The organism is Pseudomonas prosekii, from assembly GCF_900105155.1.
Classification (GTDB): domain Bacteria; phylum Pseudomonadota; class Gammaproteobacteria; order Pseudomonadales; family Pseudomonadaceae; genus Aquipseudomonas; species Aquipseudomonas prosekii.
Map to the genome: position 1 here is coordinate 4003611 of NZ_LT629762.1, position 18868 is coordinate 4022478.

An 18868-nucleotide genomic window follows, 5' to 3' on the forward strand; every position below is an offset into this window, starting at 1 on the left:
GGCGATCCGAGAGGATCGCCTTTTTTATTTCAGTAGGAGCAAAGCTTGCTCGCGATGGCGTACTTGGAATCGCCATCGCCGGCAAGTCTGGTTCCTGCAGGAGGGGTGTCAGTCGATGTATTCGAATAATTTGACGATCTTCTGCACACCAGCAACGCTCTGCACCAGATTGGTCGCCTGAGTGGCTTCCTGTTTGGTCAGCAGGCCCAGCAGATAAACGATGCCGTTTTCCGTCACAACCTTGATGCGCGAGCCGGGGATGTTGGCGTCGGCGAGCATCTGGGTTTTGATTTTAGTGGTCAGCCACGCGTCATTCTGACGAGCGATGAAGCCGGACGGCGGCAGCACTTGCAGTTCGTTGTGGACTTTCTTCACGCGTTGCACGGCGGAAGCCGCCTGTTCAGCCTTGGCTTTCAAGTCGGCGGTAGGTGTTTGCCCGGCCAGCAGCACGACGCCGTTGAAGCTGGTGACGACGATGTGCGAGTCGTTATCGAGTGCCGGATCGGCCTTGGCGACGTTGACGCCGACCTTGGTATCGATCAGCGAGTCGTCGATTTTGCTGCCGAAGGTACGCGTGCCACGGTCATCTTCGATCGGCGCTTCACGGCTGGCTTTAACCACCGAGGTGCAGCCGCTGATGCCGAGGCACAGGGTCAAGGCCAGAAGGCCTAGGCGATTAGGGGTCATTCTTCACTCCCGAACAGTTGGCTGTCGATCAAGTCGCATAAGCAATGGATCGCCAGCAGGTGAACTTCCTGGATACGTGCAGTGACGTTGGCCGGGACGCGAATCTCGACGTCCTCAGGCAAAAGCAGCGACGCCATGCCGCCGCCATCGCGACCCGTCAATGCTACGACAATCATTTCGCGATCATGTGCGGCCTGGATCGCTTGAATAATATTCGCCGAGTTGCCGCTGGTGGAAATCGCCAGCAACACATCGCCCGGCTGGCCGAGCGCGCGGATCTGTTTGGAGAAGATTTCGTTGTAGCTGTAATCGTTGGCAATCGAGGTGATCGTCGAGGTGTCGGTGGTCAGCGCGATGGCTGGCAGGCTCGGACGTTCACGCTCAAAGCGGTTGAGCAGCTCCGACGAGAAGTGCTGGGCATCACCGGCAGAACCGCCGTTGCCGCAGGAAAGCATTTTGCCCTCGTTGAGCAGGGCGTTGACCATCACCTGGCTGGCTTGCTCGATGTGCGGTGCAAGTACGTCCATCGCCTGCTGCTTGGTGTCGATACTGGCCTGAAAAAGCTGGCGAATTCGGGATTGCATGTCCATCTGTGTGACCTTAATTAGCGCGGCTACCTGGCACAAGAATGTGCAGCCCGCAAAGCAAAGAGCAAAAGTGTTGGGTGAAGGTGTCCGGTTCGGGGTGCAAGCGATCAGCTGTCGAAGGCATTCTGCAACCAGTTCAACTGATCAAGGCTGCTGTCGATGGCAACCACGTCGAAGCGGCAAGGGGAATTGGCCCAACGCGACTCGCGCTGAAGAAAATACTGCGCGGCGAAAATCAGTTTCTGCCGTTTGCGCCCATCGATGCTATCGAGCGCGCCGCCCCATTGAGTGTTTTTTCGGTAGCGGACTTCAACGAATACTACTGTATCGCCATCAAGCATGACCAGATCAAGCTCGCCGCGTTTGCACAACCAGTTCTGCGCCAGCAGGCGCAGACCGTGTTGTTGCAGATGCTCGAGCGCATGGCGCTCGGCATCCTTGCCGCTTTGCTGGCGTGACCTGTCAGGCATCAGCGCGGGGTGTCCGGCAGGCGTTGAACCTGACCGCTGACAAACTGCGCCCAAGGCAACTGGCGGACTACGCGTTGGTTCTGCGTCATGCCGAGGCTGCCCGACTCACCTTCGATGCGGCTGTCCGGCAGGGCCTTGAGTTGGCCCAGGCGTGGCGCCAGGCGATACGCGTCAACGCCCATCGCGTAGAGGCGGCCGAGGCTGCCAGCGGCTTGTGGCCATTGTGCGGTGACCTGTTTGCGCAGCGGATCGTTGGCATCCAGCAGCCAAGGCGTTTCGCAGAAGCGCACGCCGTTCATGTCGTTGTACTGATTGACGTCACCGCTGGCGCTGAACACGTGGGAAGTGGCGTAGACCGGCACGTCGCCCGCGTATTGGAAGTTCAGGGTCGGCTTGATCTGTTGCGCCTGCTGAGGAGTGGCAGCGAGGAAGATGAACTCGATGTCCTGGCTGCGCGAAGGCTGGGCCGCGACTTGCGAGCCAACTGTGCTTTGCAGGGACTTGGCGCGACCTTCGCTCTGACGCAGCTTGAACATGTCAGCGATCTGCTGGGCCAGTTGCACCGGCTGATCAACGCGTTCGACGGCGACGATGCTGCCACCGTTGGCCTGCCAGTCCTGGCTGAATGCCTTCAGTACGCGGTCGCCCCATTCGCCTTTCGGCACCATGGCGGCGGCGCGATGCAGGCCGTCGGCGCGAGCACGGCGCGACACTTCGCGCGCTTCGTCTTCAGCCGCCAGACCAAACTGGAACAGCTGCGCCGGACCTTGTTCGCCTTCGCTGTAGTTCAGCGCGAGGGTAGTGATCGGCAATTGCGGGCGAGCGCTGAGCTGTTTGACCAGCGGCTTCTCGAGCGGACCCACAACCAATTGCACGCCGTCGGCCTGAGCCTTGCGATAGAACTCGTCCAGCGACATCTGCGGTGGTTGCGAGGTCATCTTCGAGCTGTCGTAGAAAACGATGGCTGGCGGCTGCTGCCCGGCTTGTTGGGCCTGATAGTGCGCGGCCATGAAGCCTTCACGCAGCGCTTTGCTGACCGCGGCCAACGGGCCATCTGCCTGAGGCAGCAGCACGGCGATCTTGCTCAGGGGCTGGCTGGCCAGTTCCTTGAGTTTGGTCAGCGGCAGCGGCAATTGCACGGCGGCGGGGTGTTTTGGATTCTGCGCGCGCCAAGTGTCGATCGCCGCTTGCTGCTGTTCCAGCGTACCGGCGGTTTTCACTGCCAGGGCCAGGCTGATCCAGCCACCGAGGTCGTCGGTGGTGGTCGGCTGCAATTGATCGGTAGGCAACGAGGCGATCAAGGTCCAGATCGCTTCGTGGTTCTTGGCGGCGGCTTCACCTTCGAGCATCGGCGCAATAAAGATGCGCTCGCGTGCAGCGGCGAGGGTCTGGCCATCAGCTTCAAGGGCGCGGGCGTGAACGGTGCCGGTGCGTACTTGTTGCTCGACCGGCAACTCACCCAAGCGTTGCAGGCTCGGATGGCTGAGGGCGGTCAGCGCTGCTTTCGGCTGATTGCGCGTCATCGCCAGCTCGGCCGCCAGCGTACTGGCGAACACCTGTTGGCCCGGCTTCAGTTGCTCGATTGGCACTTGTTGGAGGATTTGCGCGGACTGGCCGGCATTCCCCTGTTTGTAAGCCAGATCTGCCGCGCTCAGGCGAAACAGCGCAGCTTGTTCCGGGGTTTTGCTTTGCGCAGCTTTTTCGAGCAGTTGCTCGATGCTGGCGTCCGGGGTCCGTGGAAGTTCGCCAAGGCTGGAGGAGGGCGAGCTGGCGCAAGCCGCCAGCAAGGCAGCGAGGCAGAGGGCAGATAACAGCCGCAGGCAAGCGATCATGTAAGTGTTCCCGATACTCGATCAAATTAGCGTGGAATTGTACCCAAGCACTGGCCGGGGCGCGATGTTAGTGGCGTGAAACGGTCAATTTAGCTCGTGTAAATGTTGCAGCGCTTCACGAAGGGTCGCAAAACCGAGGTCGGCTGGTGTCTGTCGCCAGCGTCACTACGCGTTACAATGGCGGCTTTTACCGATCATGAGGTGTGCGCTTTGACTGCTCCAGGTGCTTTGAATTCCGCTGCTGGCTCGCTTTATGTGGTGGCGACGCCCATCGGCAACCTGGATGACATCAGTGCCCGCGCGCTGAAAATCCTCCGCGACGTCGCGTTGATTGCCGCCGAAGACACGCGGCACTCGCAACGCCTGATGCAGCATTTCGGTATTCCGACGCCGCTGGCGGCCTGCCATGAACACAACGAACGGGATGAAGGTAGTCGCTTTATCACGCGTCTGCTGGCCGGCGACGATGTGGCGCTGATTTCCGACGCCGGCACGCCGCTGATCTCCGATCCGGGTTATCACCTGGTCCGTCAGGCGCGCGCGGCGGGCATCAACGTGGTGCCGGTGCCGGGCGCCTGCGCGTTGATCGCCGCGCTGTCGGCGGCGGGGCTGCCGTCGGACCGCTTCATTTTCGAAGGTTTCCTGCCGGCCAAGGCGGTCGGCCGTCGCGCGCGTCTGGAGCTGGTCAAGGAAGAGCCGCGCACGCTGATCTTCTATGAAGCGCCGCACCGTATTCTCGAATGCCTGCAAGATATGGAGCTGGTTTTCGGTGGCGAGCGCCCGGCACTGCTGGCCCGCGAAATCACCAAAACCTTCGAAACCCTGAAAGGCCTGCCGCTCGCCGAGTTGCGCGAGTTCGTCGAGTCCGACAGCAATCAGCAGCGCGGCGAGTGCGTGGTGCTTGTCGCAGGTTGGTCGGCGCCGGAAACCGAAGATGCGGTGAGCAGCGAAGCGATGCGCATCCTCAATCTGCTGCTCGAAGAAATGCCGCTCAAACGCGCCGCGGCCCTGGCCGCGCAAATTACCGGTGAGCGCAAGAATGTGCTCTACCAGGTCGCACTGGATAAACAGAAGGGCGAGTGAAAACCCGACGCGCAGGCGCTGCCAAAGGCGTTTAGCGCTTGTTCTTCGGGCGCTCTGCCGTTAACCTTCGCGCCGGAGAGTCGATTGGACAGTCGCTGCCCTCTATGAAAATTAGGGGGGGGAGGAAAGTCCGGGCTCCATAGGGCGAAGTGCCAGGTAATGCCTGGGAGGCGTGAGCCTACGGAAAGTGCCACAGAAAATAACCGCCTAAGCGCTTCGGCGACGGTAAGGGTGAAAAGGTGCGGTAAGAGCGCACCGCGCGACTGGCAACAGTTCGTGGCTTAGGTAAACCCCACTTGGAGCAAGACCAAATAGGGTCCCAAGGCGTGGCCCGCGCTGGGACCGGGTAGGTTGCTAAAGATGTCCAGTGATGGCCATCGTAGACGAATGACTGTTCAAGACAGAACCCGGCTTACAGATCGACTCTCCACTTTTTTTTCCTGCTTGAATCATCGGGCAGGTGCTTGTAGCGGGCTTTCGTGATATCGATTAGCCTTCGCTGCAAGTCATTGAAAAACCTCCGCTGTCGCTTCGGTTTTCCCCGCGAACATAAACACCAGCAGACCTCTCTCGTAATACCAAAAAAATCTTACTCTTAACAAATCACTTTAACTTTCGAGCGCAGCCATCCGTGCTGAATCAAGTTATTGAGATAAAACATACGTCAGATTCTCGTTACCCCTCCTTTTACGTCGCTAAATCTCCGTTCTGTAAGGCTTTTCCTTGAATACGCGCCTTGACGGTGTGGTGGGCGCATTCCTATAGTGTGCGCAAGTGGCGGAAAGTGGCATGAAGTGGGTTTTTTGAGCTCAAAACGATAAAAATTGGAGAAACGCTGACGTGTTTCGCGGAGCTAACGCTATCAATCTCGATGCAAAGGGCCGTCTCGCTATGCCGAGCCGGTACCGTGACGAGTTGGTTTCGCGTAGTGCCGGCCAATTGATCGTAACCATTGATGCCGTTGATCCATGTTTGTGTGTTTACCCCCTCGATGAGTGGGAAATTATTGAAACCAAACTGCGCGCCTTGCCTTCGCTTCGCGAAGAAAACCGTCGCCTGCAACGTTTGCTGATTGGTAATGCCGTCGACCTCGAGCTCGATGGCAGTGGTCGTTTTCTGGTTCCGCCGCGTCTGCGCGAATATGCCAAGTTGGATAAGCGCGCAATGTTGGTAGGCCAACTGAACAAGTTCCAATTGTGGGACGAGGATGCCTGGGATGCGGTTTCTGCCGCTGACTTGGCTGCCATTCAACAACCGGGCGCCATGCCTGATGAACTGCGTGATTTGATCCTGTGACTATTGATAGCGGCTTTAACCACATCACCGTACTGCTCGACGAAGCCGTGGAGGCTCTCGCCGTACGTCCTGATGGCTGCTATCTGGACGGCACGTTCGGACGCGGCGGCCACAGTCGGTTGATCCTCAGTCAGCTCGGTCCCGATGGTCGGTTGCTCGGATTCGATAAAGATCCTCAAGCGATTGCCACCGGGCAAACGCTAGCGGCCGAAGACGGCCGCTTTGTCGTTGTGCAGCGCAGCTTTGCCGAGCTCGGTTCGGAAGTTGCCGAACGCGGTCTGGCCGGCCAGGTCAGCGGCGTGCTGCTCGACCTCGGCGTGTCGTCGCCACAACTCGACGACCCGGAGCGCGGCTTCAGTTTCCTCAACGATGGCCCGCTGGACATGCGCATGGACCCGTCTCGCGGGATCAGCGCTGCCGAATTCGTCAACACCGCGCCGGTGGAAGAAATCGCCCGGGTGTTCAAGGAATACGGCGAAGAACGTTTTTCCGGGCGTATGGCCCGCGCCGTCGCCGAACGCCGCGATATCAAGCCGTTCGAGCGCACCGCCGATCTGGCCGAAGTGCTGAAAGTTGCCAACCCTGCCTGGGAAAAAGGCAAGAACCCGGCAACCCGCGCGTTCCAGGGCCTGCGCATTCACGTCAACAACGAACTGGGCGATCTGGAAGCCGGCCTCGAAGCCGCGCTCGAAAGCCTGGAAATCGGCGGTCGTCTGGTGGTGATCAGCTTTCACTCGCTGGAAGACCGCATCGTCAAACTCTTCATGCGCAAACTGGTGAAAGGCGAGGCCGACAATTTGCCGCGCAACCTGCCGGTGCGTCACGTCGCTTTCGAACCGAAAATCAAAGTCCATGGCAAAGCGCAGTCCGCCTCCGAGGCCGAACTCAAAGCCAACCCACGTTCCCGTAGCGCCATCATGCGTGTTGCGGAGAAGTTGCGGTGAGCAAGCTTTTCGCCAAGCCACTGCCTGGCGGCAGCTTTTTCATGATGCTGCTGTTCATCGGCGTGCTCGTGTCGGCCATCGGCGTGTCGTATAGCGCGCACTGGAACCGTCAGCTCTTGAACTCGCTGTACAACGAGCTGAGTGTGCGCGACAAGGCGCAAGCTGAGTGGGGCCGTTTGATTCTTGAACAGAGCACCTGGACTGCGCACAGCCGTATCGAAGTGCTGGCCACCGAACAACTGAAGATGCGCATTCCCGGCGCCGCCGAAGTACAGATGGTGGCGCCATGATGAAACTCGAAGGTGCACTGTTTCCTTGGCGGTTCCGCGTGGTCATGGGCTTGCTCGGGATCATGGTGGCAGCGATCGGCTGGCGCATCATCGACCTGCAAGTGGTCGACCGTGACTTCCTCAAAGGTCAGGGCGATGCGCGCAGTGTTCGGCATATTCCGATTCCGGCTCACCGTGGTCTGATCACCGACCGTAACGGCGAGCCGTTGGCCGTGAGTACCCCGGTCACCACGCTGTGGGCGAATGCCAAAGAAATGCAGCAGGCCAAAGAGAAGTGGCCGGCACTGGCAGCGGCGCTGGGCCAGGACCCGAAAGCCCTGAGCGAGCGTCTTGAAGCCCAGGCCAATAAAGAATTCATCTATCTGGTGCGCGGTTTGACCCCCGAGCAGGGCCAGTCGGTGCTCGACCTCAAAGTGCCCGGCGTCTACGGCATTGAAGAGTTCCGCCGGTTCTACCCTGCCGGCGAAGTCACCGCCCACATGGTCGGCTTCACCGACATCGACGATCACGGGCGCGAAGGCGTCGAGCTGGCATATGACGAATGGCTGGCCGGGGTCCCTGGCAAGCGCCAGGTGATCAAGGATCGGCGCGGTCGGCTGATCAAGGATGTCCAGGTCACCAAAAACGCCAAGGCCGGCAAGCCCTTGGCGTTGTCGATTGACCTGCGCCTGCAATACCTGGCCAACCGCGAACTGCGCAACGCGATCATCGAGAACGGCGCCAAGGCCGGCAGCCTGGTGATCATGGACGTGAAAAGCGGCGAGATCCTCGCCATGGTCAACCAGCCGACCTACAACCCGAACAACCGTCGCAACCTGCAACCGGCGATGATGCGCAACCGCGCAATGATCGACGTGTTCGAGCCGGGTTCGACCATGAAAGCCATCTCCATGAGCGCCGCTCTGGAAACCGGGCGCTGGAAGCCGAGCGACACCGTCGAGGTGTATCCGGGTTCGCTGCAGATCGGCAAATACACCATTAAAGACGTTTCGAAAAGTGAAGGCCCGGTGCTCGATCTGACCGGCATCCTGATCAACTCCAGTAACGTCGGCATGAGTAAAGTCGCCTTCGATATCGGCGGCGAAACGATTTTCCGTCTCGCGCAAAAAGTCGGCCTCGGCCAGGACACCGGCCTCGGCTTCCCTGGCGAGCGCGTGGGCAACCTGCCGAACTACCGCGAATGGCGCAAGGCTGAAACCGCCACGCTGTCCTACGGCTACGGTATTTCGGTGACGGCGATTCAGCTGGTTCACGCCTTCTCGGCGCTGGCCAACAACGGTCGCCTCGCGCCGCTGACATTGATCAAAACCGACAAGCCGCCGCAGACCACGCAAGTGCTGCCGGAAAACGTCGCGAAAACCATGCAAGGCATGTTGACCCAAGTGATCGAGGCCCCGCGCGGCGTATTCCGTGCGCAGGTGCCGGCGTATCACGTGGCCGGCAAGTCCGGTACCGCGCGCAAGACTTCCGTGGGCACCAAAGGCTACGCCGAGAATTCCTACCGCTCGCTGTTCGCCGGTTTCGGGCCGATGAGCGATCCGCGTTTCGCCATCGTCGTGGTGATCGATGAGCCGACCAAAGCCGGTTACTTCGGCGGTCTGGTTTCGGCGCCAGTGTTCAGCAAAGTGATGTCCGGGACTCTGCGCCTGATGAACATCACGCCGGACAATCTGCCGCCAACCCAACAAGCCAACGCTGCACCGGTCGTTCCGCTGAAAGCCAATGGAGGGCGCGGCTGATGTCTCTTAGTCTGAACAAGATTTTTCCGCATGCCGGTCGTGATCTGTTGATCCGCGAACTGACACTTGATAGCCGCAATGTGCGCGCCGGCGATTTGTTTCTCGCCGTGCCTGGCGGCAAGTTCGACGGCCGTGCGCACATCGCCGATGCCTTGCAACGCGGCGCGGCGGCGGTGGCGTATGAAGTCGAAGGCGCGACTGTGCTGCCGATCACCGATGTGCCGTTGATTCCGGTCAAAGGTCTGGCGGCGCAGCTGTCCGACATCGCCGGGCGCTTTTATGGCGAGCCGAGCCATCACCTGAATCTGGTGGGCGTCACCGGCACCAACGGCAAAACCAGCGTGACCCAATTGGTCGCGCAGGCACTGGATTTGCTCGGCCAGCATTGCGGCATCGTCGGCACCTTGGGCACTGGTTTCTACGGTGCGCTGGAAAGCGGCCTGCACACCACACCGAACCCGATTGCCGTGCAAGCGACCCTCGCCGACCTAAAGAAGGCCGGGGCCAAAGCCGTGGCCATGGAAGTTTCTTCCCACGGTCTGGATCAGGGCCGGGTCAGCGCATTGGCGTTTGACGTGGCGGTGATGACCAACCTGTCGCGCGATCATCTGGATTACCACGGCACCATGCAGGCCTACGGCGAAGCCAAGGCCAAACTGTTTGCCTGGAACGATTTGAAATGCCGGGTGATCAACCTCGACGACGAATTCGGTCGGCAACTCGCCGCTGATAAACGTGAGTCGCGCCTGATTACCTACAGCCTGGAAAACTCCAGCGCCTACCTTTATTGCCGTGAAGCGCAGTTCGACGACGAAGGCGTGCGCGCCACGCTGGTCACCCCGCAAGGTCAGCATCACCTGCGCAGCGCGCTGCTCGGGCGCTTCAACCTGAGCAACGTCCTCGCGGCGATCGGCGCCTTGCTCGGCCTCGACTACGCGCTCGACGAAATTCTCAAGGTTCTGCCAAAACTCGAAGGTCCGGCCGGGCGCATGCAGCGTTTGGGCGGCGGTACTCAGCCGCTGGTGGTGGTCGATTACGCGCACACGCCGGACGCGCTGGAAAAAGTCTTGATGGCCCTGCGTCCACACGCCAAGGGTCGGTTGCTGTGCCTGTTTGGTTGCGGCGGTGATCGCGATCGCGGCAAGCGTCCGCTGATGGCCGAAGTGGTCGAGCGTCTGGCCGATGGCGTGCTGGTCACCGACGACAACCCGCGCACTGAAGATCCTTCGGTGATCTTCGATGACATCCGCGCCGGTTTCAGCGCCGTGGATAAAGTCAGCTTTGTTGCTGGCCGTGGTCAGGCGATTGCGCAGTTGATCGCCAGCGCCTCGGCCGATGACGTGATTGTCCTGGCCGGTAAAGGTCACGAGGACTATCAGGAAATCAACGGCCAGCGCCACGCCTTCTCCGATCTGGTCGAGGCCGATCATGCCTTGACCGCGTGGGAGGTGGCCCATGCTTAAAGCCCTCAAGCTTAGTGAACTGGCCGGTGCACTGAACGCGCGCCTGATTGCTGCCGACGCCAGTTTCGACGGTGTCAGCATCGACAGCCGTGCGATCAAGCCGGGCCAACTGTTTATTGCGTTGACCGGTCCACGTTTCGATGGCCATGACTATCTGAACGACGTCGCTGGCAAAGGCGCGGTGGCGGCATTGGTCGAGCGCGAAGTCGCCGACAGCACGCTGCCGCAATTGCTGGTCGCGGACACTCGCCAGGCCCTCGGCCAATTGGGCGCGCTGAACCGTGCCGCTTTCAGCAATCCGGTCGCGGCAGTCACCGGTTCCAGCGGCAAAACCACGGTCAAGGAAATGCTCGCGAGCATCCTGCGCACGCGCGGTCCGGTGCACGCGACCCGTGGCAACCTGAACAACGACCTCGGCGTGCCGCTGACCTTGCTCGAACTCGCGCCGGAACATACCGCCGCAGTCATCGAACTCGGTGCCTCGCGCCTTGGCGAAATTGCCTACACCGTGGCCATGACCAAGCCCCACGTGGCCATCCTCAATAACGCCGGAACCGCCCACGTTGGCGAGTTCGGCGGGCCGGAAAAAATCGTCGAAGCCAAAGGCGAGATTATCGAAGGGCTGGATGCCGATGGCGTCGCCGTGCTCAATCTCGATGACAAGGCTTTCGGCATCTGGAAGGCCCGTGCTGGCGAACGCCAAGTGCTGACCTTCGCACTGAACAACCCAAGTGCCGACTTTTATGGCAGCGAGCTGGACCGCGATGCGCGCGGTTGCCCGTCCTTCAATCTGCACAGCCCTGAAGGCGTGGAACGCGTGCAACTGAACCTGCTCGGCGTGCATAACGTTGTCAACGCCATGGCCGCCGCCGCTGCCGCGCACGCCTTGGGTGTGTCGCTGTTTGGCATCGCCACCGGACTTGGCGCGGTGCAGCCGGTCAAGGGCCGCACCGTGGCGCAACTGGCCACCAACGGCATGCGCGTGATTGACGACACTTACAACGCGAACCCCACCTCAATGTGCGCCGCCGTTGATATACTCGCCGGCTTTTCCGGCCGCACCGTCCTGGTGCTCGGGGATATCGGCGAGTTGGGCGACTGGGCGGAGCAGGGGCACCGTGACGTGGGCGAATATGCCCGTGGCAAGGTTTCCGCGCTTTACGCAGTCGGGCCAATGATGGCTCACGCCGTGAACGCATTCGGCCCGCAGGCTCGTCACTTCAGCACTCAGGCTGAGCTGATCGAGGCCCTCGGCGCCGAGCAAGACCCAAACACCACCATTTTGATCAAGGGCTCGCGCAGCGCTGCGATGGAAAACATCGTCGCCGCTTTGTGCGGGTCCAGTCTGGAGAATCATTAATGCTGCTGCTGCTAGCGGAGTATCTGCAACAGTTCTACAAAGGCTTCGCGGTCTTTCAGTACCTGACCCTGCGCGGGATCTTCGGTGTGCTGACCGCGCTGGTTTTGTCGCTGTGCTACGGCCCGTGGATGATCCGCACTCTGCAGAACCGGCAGATCGGCCAGTCCGTGCGCAACGATGGTCCGCAATCGCACCTGTCCAAATCCGGCACCCCGACCATGGGCGGCGCGCTGATCCTGTCGTCTATCGGCATCAGCACTTTGTTGTGGGCTGACCTGAGCAACCGTTACGTCTGGACCGTGTTGCTGGTGACCTTGCTGTTCGGCGCCATCGGCTGGGTCGACGACTATCGCAAAGTCATCGAGAAGAACTCCAAGGGTTTGCCGAGCCGCTGGAAGTATTTCTGGCAATCGGTGTTTGGCCTCGGCGCGGCGATCTTCCTTTATATGACCGCCCCGAGCGCTGTGGAAACCACGCTGATCCTGCCAATGCTCAAGGATCACAGCATCCCGTTGGGCATCGGTTTTGTGGTCCTGACCTATTTCGTGATTGTCGGCTCGAGCAATGCGGTCAACCTGACTGACGGCCTCGACGGCCTGGCGATCATGCCGACCGTGATGGTCGGTGGTGGCCTGGGGATCTTCTGCTACCTGTCGGGTAACGTGAAGTTCGCTGAATACCTGCTGATTCCTTACGTGCCCGGCGCCGGTGAATTGATCGTGTTCTGCGGCGCATTGATCGGCGCGGGCCTGGGCTTCCTCTGGTTCAACACCTATCCGGCGCAAGTGTTCATGGGCGACGTCGGCGCACTGGCGCTCGGCGCCGCGCTGGGCACCATCGCCGTGATCGTGCGGCAGGAAATCGTCCTGTTCATCATGGGCGGCGTGTTCGTGATGGAAACCCTGTCGGTGGTCATCCAGGTGGCCTCCTTCAAATTGACCGGGCGCCGCGTGTTCCGCATGGCGCCGATACACCACCACTTTGAACTCAAGGGCTGGCCCGAGCCGCGCGTGATCGTGCGTTTCTGGATCATCACCGTGATTCTCGTACTGGTTGGCCTTGCCACCCTGAAGCTGAGGTAGAACGAGTGTCTCTGATCGCTTCTGACCACTTCCGCATCGTTGTCGGCCTCGGCAAGAGCGGCATGTCCCTGGTTCGCTTCCTGGCGAACCGGGGCACGTCGTTTGCCGTCGCCGACACGCGGGAAAATCCACCGGAACTGGCCACGCTCAAGCGTGACTATCCGCACGTGGAAGTGCGTTGTGGCGAGCTCGACGTCGAATTCCTCTGCCGTGCCGACGAGCTCTACGTGAGCCCCGGCCTGGCGCTGGCGACTCCAGCGCTGCAGGCTGCTGCCGCCCGTGGCGTGAAATTGTCCGGCGACATCGAGCTGTTCGCGCGTAACGCGAAAGCGCCGATTGTTGCGATCAGCGGCTCCAACGCCAAAAGCACCGTCACCACGCTGGTTGGCGAGATGGCAGCGGCGGCGGGCAAACGTGTCGCGGTCGGCGGCAACCTCGGGGTGCCGGCGCTGGACTTGCTCAGCGACGACGTCGAGTTGTACGTCATGGAACTGTCGAGCTTCCAGCTCGAAACCACTGACCACCTCGGCGCTGAAGTGGCGACCGTGCTTAACGTCAGCGAAGACCACATGGACCGCTACAGCGGCCTGCCGGCCTATCACTTGGCCAAGCACCGGATCTTCCGTGGCGCCAAGCAGTTTGTGGTCAACCGTCAGGACGCCTTGAGCCGTCCGTTGATGGGCGAGGGCCAGCCGTGCTGGACCTTCGGTTTGAGCAAACCTGATTTCAAGGCATTCGGCATCCGCGAAGAAGACGGCGAGAAGTACCTGGCCTTCGAATTCCAGAACCTGATGCCGGTACGCGAATTGAAAATCCGCGGCGCGCATAACCAGTCCAATGCCCTCGCGGCACTGGCGCTGGGGCATGCGGTCGGCCTGCCGTTCGACGCCATGCTCGCCAGCCTGCGCACCTTCGCCGGGCTTGAGCATCGCTGCCAGTGGGTCCGCGACCTGAATGGCGTGAGCTATTACAACGATTCCAAAGCCACCAACGTTGGCGCCGCACTGGCTGCCATCGAAGGTTTGGGTGCGGACATCGACGGCAAGCTCGTACTGATCGCCGGTGGCGACGGCAAGGGCGCCGAATTCAAGGATCTGCGTGATCCGGTGGCGGCCAACTGCCGCGCCGTGGTGCTGATGGGCCGCGACTCCGGCTTGATCGGCCAGGCCATCGGCGACGGCGTGCCGCTGATTCGCGTCAACTCGCTGGACGAAGCTGTCGCCCAATGCCGCGCCATCGCCGAACCCGGCGATGCGGTGCTGTTGTCGCCGGCCTGCGCCAGTTTCGACATGTTCAAGAATTATGAAGACCGTGGTCACCAGTTCGTCCGCGCTGTGGAGGAATTGGCATGAGCCTGCGCAATATCATCAAACCGTATCCGTCGCCGATCATTACCGGGCGCGGTATCGACCTCGACTTCCCGATGCTCGTTGGTTGCCTTGCGTTGATCGGCCTCGGCCTGGTGATGATTGCCTCGGCTTCCACCGAAGTGGCCGCCGTGCAGTCGGGCAGCGCGCTGTATTACATGACCCGTCACTTGATCTACATCGTTCTGGGCCTCGGTGCCTGCATCGTCACCATGATGATTCCGATCGCCACGTGGCAACGCCTCGGCTGGCTGATGCTGCTCGGCGCGTTCGGCTTGCTGGTGATGGTGATCATCCCGGGCATTGGCCGGGAAGTGAACGGCTCGATGCGCTGGATCGGCTTCAGCTTCTTTAACGTGCAGCCATCCGAAATCGCCAAGGTGTTCGTGGTGATTTACCTCGCCGGTTATCTGGTCCGTCGGCAGAAAGAAGTGCGCGAGAGCTGGATGGGCTTCTTCAAGCCGTTCATCGTGCTGCTGCCAATGGCCGGTCTGTTGCTGATGGAGCCGGATTTCGGTGCCACCGTCGTAATGATGGGCGCAGCGGCAGCGATGCTTTTCCTTGGCGGGGTCGGGCTGTTCCGGTTCTCGCTGATGGTGGTATTGGCGGTTGGCGCGGTGGTGTTGCTGATTCAAGTGCAGCCCTATCGAATGGCGCGTCTGACCAACTTCGCCGACCCGTGGGCCGACCAGTTCGGCGCCGGTTATCAGTTGTCGCAAGCCCTGATCGCGTTCGGTCGCGGTGAATGGCTGGGCGTGGGCCTGGGCAACAGCGTGCAGAAACAGTTTTATCTGCCGGAAGCGCACACCGACTTCGTGTTCTCGGTACTGGCCGAAGAGCTCGGCGCGGTGGGTTCGTTGTGCACCGTCGCGCTGTTCGTGTTCGTGTGTATTCGCGGTATGTACATCGGTTTGTGGGCAGAGAAAGCAAAGCAGTTTTTCGCCGCTTACGTGGCTTACGGTTTGTCGTTCCTGTGGATTGGTCAGTTCCTGATCAACATCGGCGTGAACGTCGGCCTGCTGCCGACCAAAGGCTTGACCTTGCCGTTCCTCAGTTACGGCGGCAGTTCGTTGGTGATCTGCTGTGCCTGTCTCGGCTTGTTGCTGCGCATCGAGTGGGAGAGTCGAACCCACTTGGGCAGCGAAGAGATGGAGTTCCATGAGAGCGACTTTGCCGAGGAGCCGACCCATGGGCGCTAACGTTTTGATCATGGCCGGCGGCACTGGCGGGCACGTGTTCCCGGCGCTGGCCTGCGCGCGGGAATTCCAGGCGCGCGGCTACACCGTGCACTGGCTCGGCACGCCGCGCGGCATCGAAAATGACCTGGTCCCGGCGGCCGGTCTGGAACTGCATCGGATCAATGCCAGCGGCTTGCGCGGCAAAGGCAAACTGTCGCTGCTCAAGGCGCCATTGATGTTGCTCAAATCGATCTGGCAGGCGCGGGCGATCATTCGTCGGCTGCGGCCGGTGTGCGTGGTCGGCTTCGGTGGTTATGTGACCGGCCCCGGCGGCGTCGCGGCGAAACTGTCTGGCGTGCCGGTCATCGTTCACGAGCAGAACGCCGTCGCCGGTACCGCCAATCGGTTGCTGATGCCGTTGGCCGCCCGAGTCTGTGAAGCGTTCCCCGACACCTTTACCCTGTCGAACAGCCGTCGGACCACCGGTAATCCGGTGCGCACCGAGCTGTTCCTCGAAACACCGCGACCAGCCCTGGCCGGTCGCAAGGCGCGTTTGCTGATCCTCGGCGGAAGCCTGGGCGCAGAACCGTTGAACAAGTTGCTGCCTGAAGCCCTGTCGCAAGTCGCCGCCGACCTGCGTCCGGAAGTGTTTCATCAGGCCGGCAGAAACCACGATGAAGTGACTGCGCAGCGCTATCGCGAGGCTGGCGTCGAGGCGCAAGTGCAGCCATTCATCAAAGACATGGCCCAAGCCTATGGCTGGGCCGACCTGGTGGTGTGCCGTGCAGGCGCGTTGACCATCAGTGAACTGGCCGCCGCCGGTCTGCCCTCGATGCTGGTGCCTTTGCCCCACGCGATTGACGATCACCAGACCCGCAACGCCGAATATTTGGCCCGTGAAGGCGCAGCCTTCCTGATGCCACAAAGAACGACTGGCGCCGCAGATCTTGCCGCACGCCTGACAGAGGTCCTGATGCAACCGCAACGACTCAATGACATGGCCAACGCGGCCCGCCGTCTGGCGAAACCTGATGCTACCCGTAACGTTGTCGACACCTGCCTGGAGGTGGCCCATGGTTGAGAATCAGAAAGCCATGCCGCACCCGGAAATGCGCCGCATCCGTAAAATCCACTTCGTCGGTATCGGCGGCGTGGGTATGTGCGGCATCGCCGAAGTGTTGTTGAACCTGGGCTATGAAGTGTCCGGTTCCGACCTCAAAGCATCGCCAGTGACTGAACGTCTCGAATCGTTCGGCGCGCACATTTATATCGGCCACCGTGCCGAGAACGCCGCCAACGCCGATGTGCTGGTCACTTCGAGTGCCGTGAACACTTCCAACCCGGAAGTCGCCACCGCCCTGGAACGCCGGATCCCGGTGGTGCCGCGTGCCGAAATGCTCGCCGAGCTGATGCGCTATCGCCACGGCATCGCCGTCGCCGGTACGCATGGCAAAACTACTACCACCAGCCTGATCGCTTCGGTGTTCGCCGCCGGCGGCCTCGACCCGACGTTCGTCATCGGTGGTCGTCTGAATGCTGCTGGCACCAATGCCCAGCTCGGCACCAGCCGTTATCTGATCGCCGAAGCCGATGAAAGCGACGCCAGTTTCCTGCACTTGCAGCCATTGGTGGCCGTGGTTACCAACATCGACGCCGACCACATGGCGACCTACGACGGCGACTTCAACAAACTGAAGAAAACCTTCGTCGAGTTCCTGCACAACCTGCCGTTCTACGGGTTGGCGGTGGTCTGCCTCGATGATCCGGTGGTGCGTGAAATCCTCCCGTTGGTCAAACGCCCAACCGTGACTTACGGCTTCGGCGATGACTGCGATGTGCGCGCAATCAATGTGCGCCAGCAAGGCATGCAGACCTTCTTCACCGTGCTGCGCCCGGAGCGCGAGCCGCTGGACGTTTCGGTCAACATGCCGGGCAACCACAACGTATTGAATGCGCTGGCGACCATCTGCATCGCTTCCGACGAAGGCGTCAGCGATGAAGCCATCGTCCAGGGCCTGTCCGGGTTCCAGGGTGTCGGCCGACGCTTCCAGGTCTACGGCGAGCTGCCGGTCGACGGCGGCAACGTGATGTTGGTCGACGACTACGGTCACCACCCGACCGAAGTGGCGGCAGTGATCAAAGCCGTACGAGGTGGCTGGCCGGAGCGTCGTCTGGTGATGGTTTACCAGCCGCACCGTTACAGCCGCACACGCGACCTGTACGACGATTTCGTCAATGTCCTGGCCGATGCCAACGTCCTGCTGCTGATGGAAGTCTATCCGGCGGGCGAAGAGCCGATCCCGGGCGCCGACAGCCGCAAATTGTGTAACAGCATCCGTCAGCGTGGTCAGCTGGACCCGATCTACATCGAGCGCGGTGTCGACCTCGCGCCACTGGTGAAACCGCTGCTGCGTGCCGGCGACATCCTGCTGTGCCAGGGCGCTGGAGACATCGGTGGCCTTGCGCCGAAATTGCTCGCCAGTCCGTTGTTCGCCGGTGCGGTTGCCGCGCCGACTGTGGGGAAGTTGAAATGACTGCTGCTTACGCCAACCTCGCCTCCACGATCGCGCCGAAAGACTTCGGCCGCGTCGCCGTGCTGTTCGGCGGCAAAAGTGCCGAGCGTGAGGTTTCGCTGAAGTCCGGCAACGCGGTGCTTGAAGCACTGCAAAGCGCTGGCGTGGACGCGTTCGGCCTCGACGTCGGCGATGACCTGCTGCAGCGTTTGCTCAACGAAAAAATCGATCGCGCCTTCATCATTCTCCACGGTCGTGGCGGTGAAGACGGCAGCATGCAGGGCCTGCTCGAATGCCTGGGAATTCCCTACACCGGCAGCGGCATCCTCGCGTCCGCATTGGCGATGGACAAGCTGCGCACCAAGCAGGTCTGGCACAGCCTCGGCATTCCGACGCCGCGCCATGCGGTACTTAGCTGCGAGGCCGATTGTATTTCTGCGGCGACGGAACTGGGCTTCCCTTTGATCGTCAAACCGGCCCATGAAGGTTCAAGTATCGGTATGGCCAAAGTGAGTTCTGCGTCGGAGTTGATCGACGCGTGGAAAGCGGCCGCTACCTACGATTCGCAAGTGTTGGTCGAGCAATGGATTCAAGGTCCGGAGTTCACCATCGCCACCCTGCGTGACCAGGTGTTGCCTCCGATTGCCCTGGGCACGACGCACAGTTTCTACGACTACGACGCCAAGTACGTGGCTGCCGATACGCAGTACCGGATCCCGTGCGGCCTCGACAGCCACAAAGAGCAGGAATTGATCGACCTCACGGCCAAAGCCTGTGAGGCGCTGGGTATTGCCGGTTGGGGCAGGGCAGACGTGATGCAGGACGCCGAAGGGCAGTTCTGGTTTCTCGAAGTCAACACCGCGCCGGGCATGACCGATCACAGCCTGGTGCCGATGGCGGCCCGTGCTGCCGGTCTGGATTTCCAGCAACTGGTTTTGGCGATTCTGGCCGCCAGCATTGAAGAGCCGCGAGGGTAA

The 18868-nt window shown here is 61.0% G+C and carries 17 protein-coding genes and 1 other RNA gene; 14 read left to right on the top strand and 4 right to left on the bottom strand.

What is annotated here, in order from left to right; translation table 11 throughout:
* Positions 1-108: 108 nt before the first annotated feature.
* From BLU01_RS18315 to BLU01_RS18330, 4 genes are all read right to left on the bottom strand, one after another.
* Positions 109-687, bottom strand: a complete 579-nt coding sequence (locus tag BLU01_RS18315; RefSeq protein ID WP_092278185.1) for a BON domain-containing protein — start codon at positions 685-687, stop codon at positions 109-111.
* A complete protein-coding gene (locus BLU01_RS18320) occupies positions 684-1277 on the bottom strand; it encodes a phosphoheptose isomerase (RefSeq protein ID WP_003216190.1) in 594 nt (197 codons plus the stop codon). Before BLU01_RS18320 ends, BLU01_RS18315 begins: the two co-directional genes overlap by 4 nt.
* A 104-nt stretch (positions 1278-1381) precedes the next feature.
* Positions 1382-1744 carry a YraN family protein gene (locus tag BLU01_RS18325; protein WP_092278187.1) on the bottom strand — a complete coding sequence of 121 codons (363 nt, stop codon included), beginning with the start codon at positions 1742-1744 and terminating at the stop codon, positions 1382-1384.
* The gene (locus tag BLU01_RS18330) at positions 1744-3576 is read right to left on the bottom strand and encodes a penicillin-binding protein activator (RefSeq protein ID WP_092278189.1); all 1833 of its coding nucleotides are present in this window, start codon (positions 3574-3576) and stop codon (positions 1744-1746) included. The genes BLU01_RS18325 and BLU01_RS18330 overlap by 1 nt, the downstream gene beginning before the upstream one ends.
* Before the next feature lie 177 nt (positions 3577-3753).
* On the opposite strand from BLU01_RS18330, the gene rsmI reads away from it, so the two are divergent.
* The 14 genes from rsmI (at position 3754) to BLU01_RS18400 (ending at position 18868) form a co-directional block, all read left to right on the top strand.
* Positions 3754-4659, top strand: a complete 906-nt coding sequence (gene rsmI / locus BLU01_RS18335) for a 16S rRNA (cytidine(1402)-2'-O)-methyltransferase (RefSeq protein ID WP_167370436.1) — start codon at positions 3754-3756, stop codon at positions 4657-4659.
* A 76-nt stretch (positions 4660-4735) separates the two neighbouring features.
* Positions 4736-5090, top strand: an RNA gene (gene rnpB, locus BLU01_RS18340) — RNase P RNA component class A.
* A 409-nt stretch (positions 5091-5499) separates the two neighbouring features.
* Entirely contained in the window at positions 5500-5955 is a 456-nt protein-coding gene (gene mraZ / locus BLU01_RS18345) for a division/cell wall cluster transcriptional repressor MraZ (RefSeq protein ID WP_092278191.1), read from the top strand.
* Positions 5952-6899 (top strand): 16S rRNA (cytosine(1402)-N(4))-methyltransferase RsmH, encoded by a 948-nt coding sequence (gene rsmH / locus BLU01_RS18350; protein WP_167370437.1) that lies wholly within the window; start codon positions 5952-5954, stop codon positions 6897-6899. The genes mraZ and rsmH overlap by 4 nt, the downstream gene beginning before the upstream one ends.
* Positions 6896-7189 carry a cell division protein FtsL gene (gene ftsL / locus BLU01_RS18355; RefSeq protein WP_092278193.1) on the top strand — a complete coding sequence of 98 codons (294 nt, stop codon included), beginning with the start codon at positions 6896-6898 and terminating at the stop codon, positions 7187-7189. Before rsmH ends, ftsL begins: the two co-directional genes overlap by 4 nt.
* The gene (locus tag BLU01_RS18360) at positions 7189-8928 is read left to right on the top strand and encodes a peptidoglycan D,D-transpeptidase FtsI family protein (RefSeq protein WP_178076543.1); all 1740 of its coding nucleotides are present in this window, start codon (positions 7189-7191) and stop codon (positions 8926-8928) included. Before ftsL ends, BLU01_RS18360 begins: the two co-directional genes overlap by 1 nt.
* A complete protein-coding gene (locus tag BLU01_RS18365) occupies positions 8928-10391 on the top strand; it encodes a UDP-N-acetylmuramoyl-L-alanyl-D-glutamate--2,6-diaminopimelate ligase (protein ID WP_092278197.1) in 1464 nt (487 codons plus the stop codon). Before BLU01_RS18360 ends, BLU01_RS18365 begins: the two co-directional genes overlap by 1 nt.
* Positions 10384-11751, top strand: a complete 1368-nt coding sequence (locus BLU01_RS18370) for a UDP-N-acetylmuramoyl-tripeptide--D-alanyl-D-alanine ligase (protein ID WP_092278200.1) — start codon at positions 10384-10386, stop codon at positions 11749-11751. Before BLU01_RS18365 ends, BLU01_RS18370 begins: the two co-directional genes overlap by 8 nt.
* Entirely contained in the window at positions 11751-12833 is a 1083-nt protein-coding gene (gene mraY, locus BLU01_RS18375) for a phospho-N-acetylmuramoyl-pentapeptide-transferase (protein ID WP_092278202.1), read from the top strand. Before BLU01_RS18370 ends, mraY begins: the two co-directional genes overlap by 1 nt.
* Before the next feature lie 5 nt (positions 12834-12838).
* The gene (gene murD / locus BLU01_RS18380; protein ID WP_092278204.1) at positions 12839-14185 is read left to right on the top strand and encodes a UDP-N-acetylmuramoyl-L-alanine--D-glutamate ligase; all 1347 of its coding nucleotides are present in this window, start codon (positions 12839-12841) and stop codon (positions 14183-14185) included.
* Complete coding sequence (ftsW, locus tag BLU01_RS18385) at positions 14182-15399, top strand: putative lipid II flippase FtsW (protein ID WP_092278206.1); 1218 nt, start codon at positions 14182-14184, stop codon at positions 15397-15399. The genes murD and ftsW overlap by 4 nt, the downstream gene beginning before the upstream one ends.
* Positions 15389-16459 carry an undecaprenyldiphospho-muramoylpentapeptide beta-N-acetylglucosaminyltransferase gene (gene murG / locus BLU01_RS18390; RefSeq protein WP_092278208.1) on the top strand — a complete coding sequence of 357 codons (1071 nt, stop codon included), beginning with the start codon at positions 15389-15391 and terminating at the stop codon, positions 16457-16459. The genes ftsW and murG overlap by 11 nt, the downstream gene beginning before the upstream one ends.
* Positions 16452-17912: a UDP-N-acetylmuramate--L-alanine ligase gene (gene murC, locus BLU01_RS18395; protein WP_092278210.1), complete on the top strand. Its 1461-nt coding sequence runs from the start codon at positions 16452-16454 to the stop codon at positions 17910-17912. Before murG ends, murC begins: the two co-directional genes overlap by 8 nt.
* Positions 17909-18868 carry a D-alanine--D-alanine ligase gene (locus BLU01_RS18400; protein ID WP_092278212.1) on the top strand — a complete coding sequence of 320 codons (960 nt, stop codon included), beginning with the start codon at positions 17909-17911 and terminating at the stop codon, positions 18866-18868. The genes murC and BLU01_RS18400 overlap by 4 nt, the downstream gene beginning before the upstream one ends.

Bases quoted from the DNA above. Each gene is read 5' to 3' on its own strand.
- BLU01_RS18315 (WP_092278185.1), bottom strand. From the start codon at position 687: ATGACCCCTAATCGCCTAGGCCTTCTGGCCTTGACCCTGTGCCTCGGC.
- BLU01_RS18320 (WP_003216190.1), bottom strand. From the start codon at position 1,277: ATGGACATGCAATCCCGAATTCGCCAGCTTTTTCAGGCCAGTATCGAC.
- BLU01_RS18325 (WP_092278187.1), bottom strand. From the start codon at position 1,744: ATGCCTGACAGGTCACGCCAGCAAAGCGGCAAGGATGCCGAGCGCCAT.
- BLU01_RS18330 (WP_092278189.1), bottom strand. From the start codon at position 3,576: ATGATCGCTTGCCTGCGGCTGTTATCTGCCCTCTGCCTCGCTGCCTTG.
- rsmI (WP_167370436.1), top strand. From the start codon at position 3,754: ATGGCGGCTTTTACCGATCATGAGGTGTGCGCTTTGACTGCTCCAGGT.
- BLU01_RS18360 (WP_178076543.1), top strand. From the start codon at position 7,189: ATGAAACTCGAAGGTGCACTGTTTCCTTGGCGGTTCCGCGTGGTCATG.
- BLU01_RS18365 (WP_092278197.1), top strand. From the start codon at position 8,928: ATGTCTCTTAGTCTGAACAAGATTTTTCCGCATGCCGGTCGTGATCTG.
- BLU01_RS18370 (WP_092278200.1), top strand. From the start codon at position 10,384: ATGCTTAAAGCCCTCAAGCTTAGTGAACTGGCCGGTGCACTGAACGCG.
- mraY (WP_092278202.1), top strand. From the start codon at position 11,751: ATGCTGCTGCTGCTAGCGGAGTATCTGCAACAGTTCTACAAAGGCTTC.
- ftsW (WP_092278206.1), top strand. From the start codon at position 14,182: ATGAGCCTGCGCAATATCATCAAACCGTATCCGTCGCCGATCATTACC.
- murG (WP_092278208.1), top strand. From the start codon at position 15,389: ATGGGCGCTAACGTTTTGATCATGGCCGGCGGCACTGGCGGGCACGTG.
- murC (WP_092278210.1), top strand. From the start codon at position 16,452: ATGGTTGAGAATCAGAAAGCCATGCCGCACCCGGAAATGCGCCGCATC.
- BLU01_RS18400 (WP_092278212.1), top strand. From the start codon at position 17,909: ATGACTGCTGCTTACGCCAACCTCGCCTCCACGATCGCGCCGAAAGAC.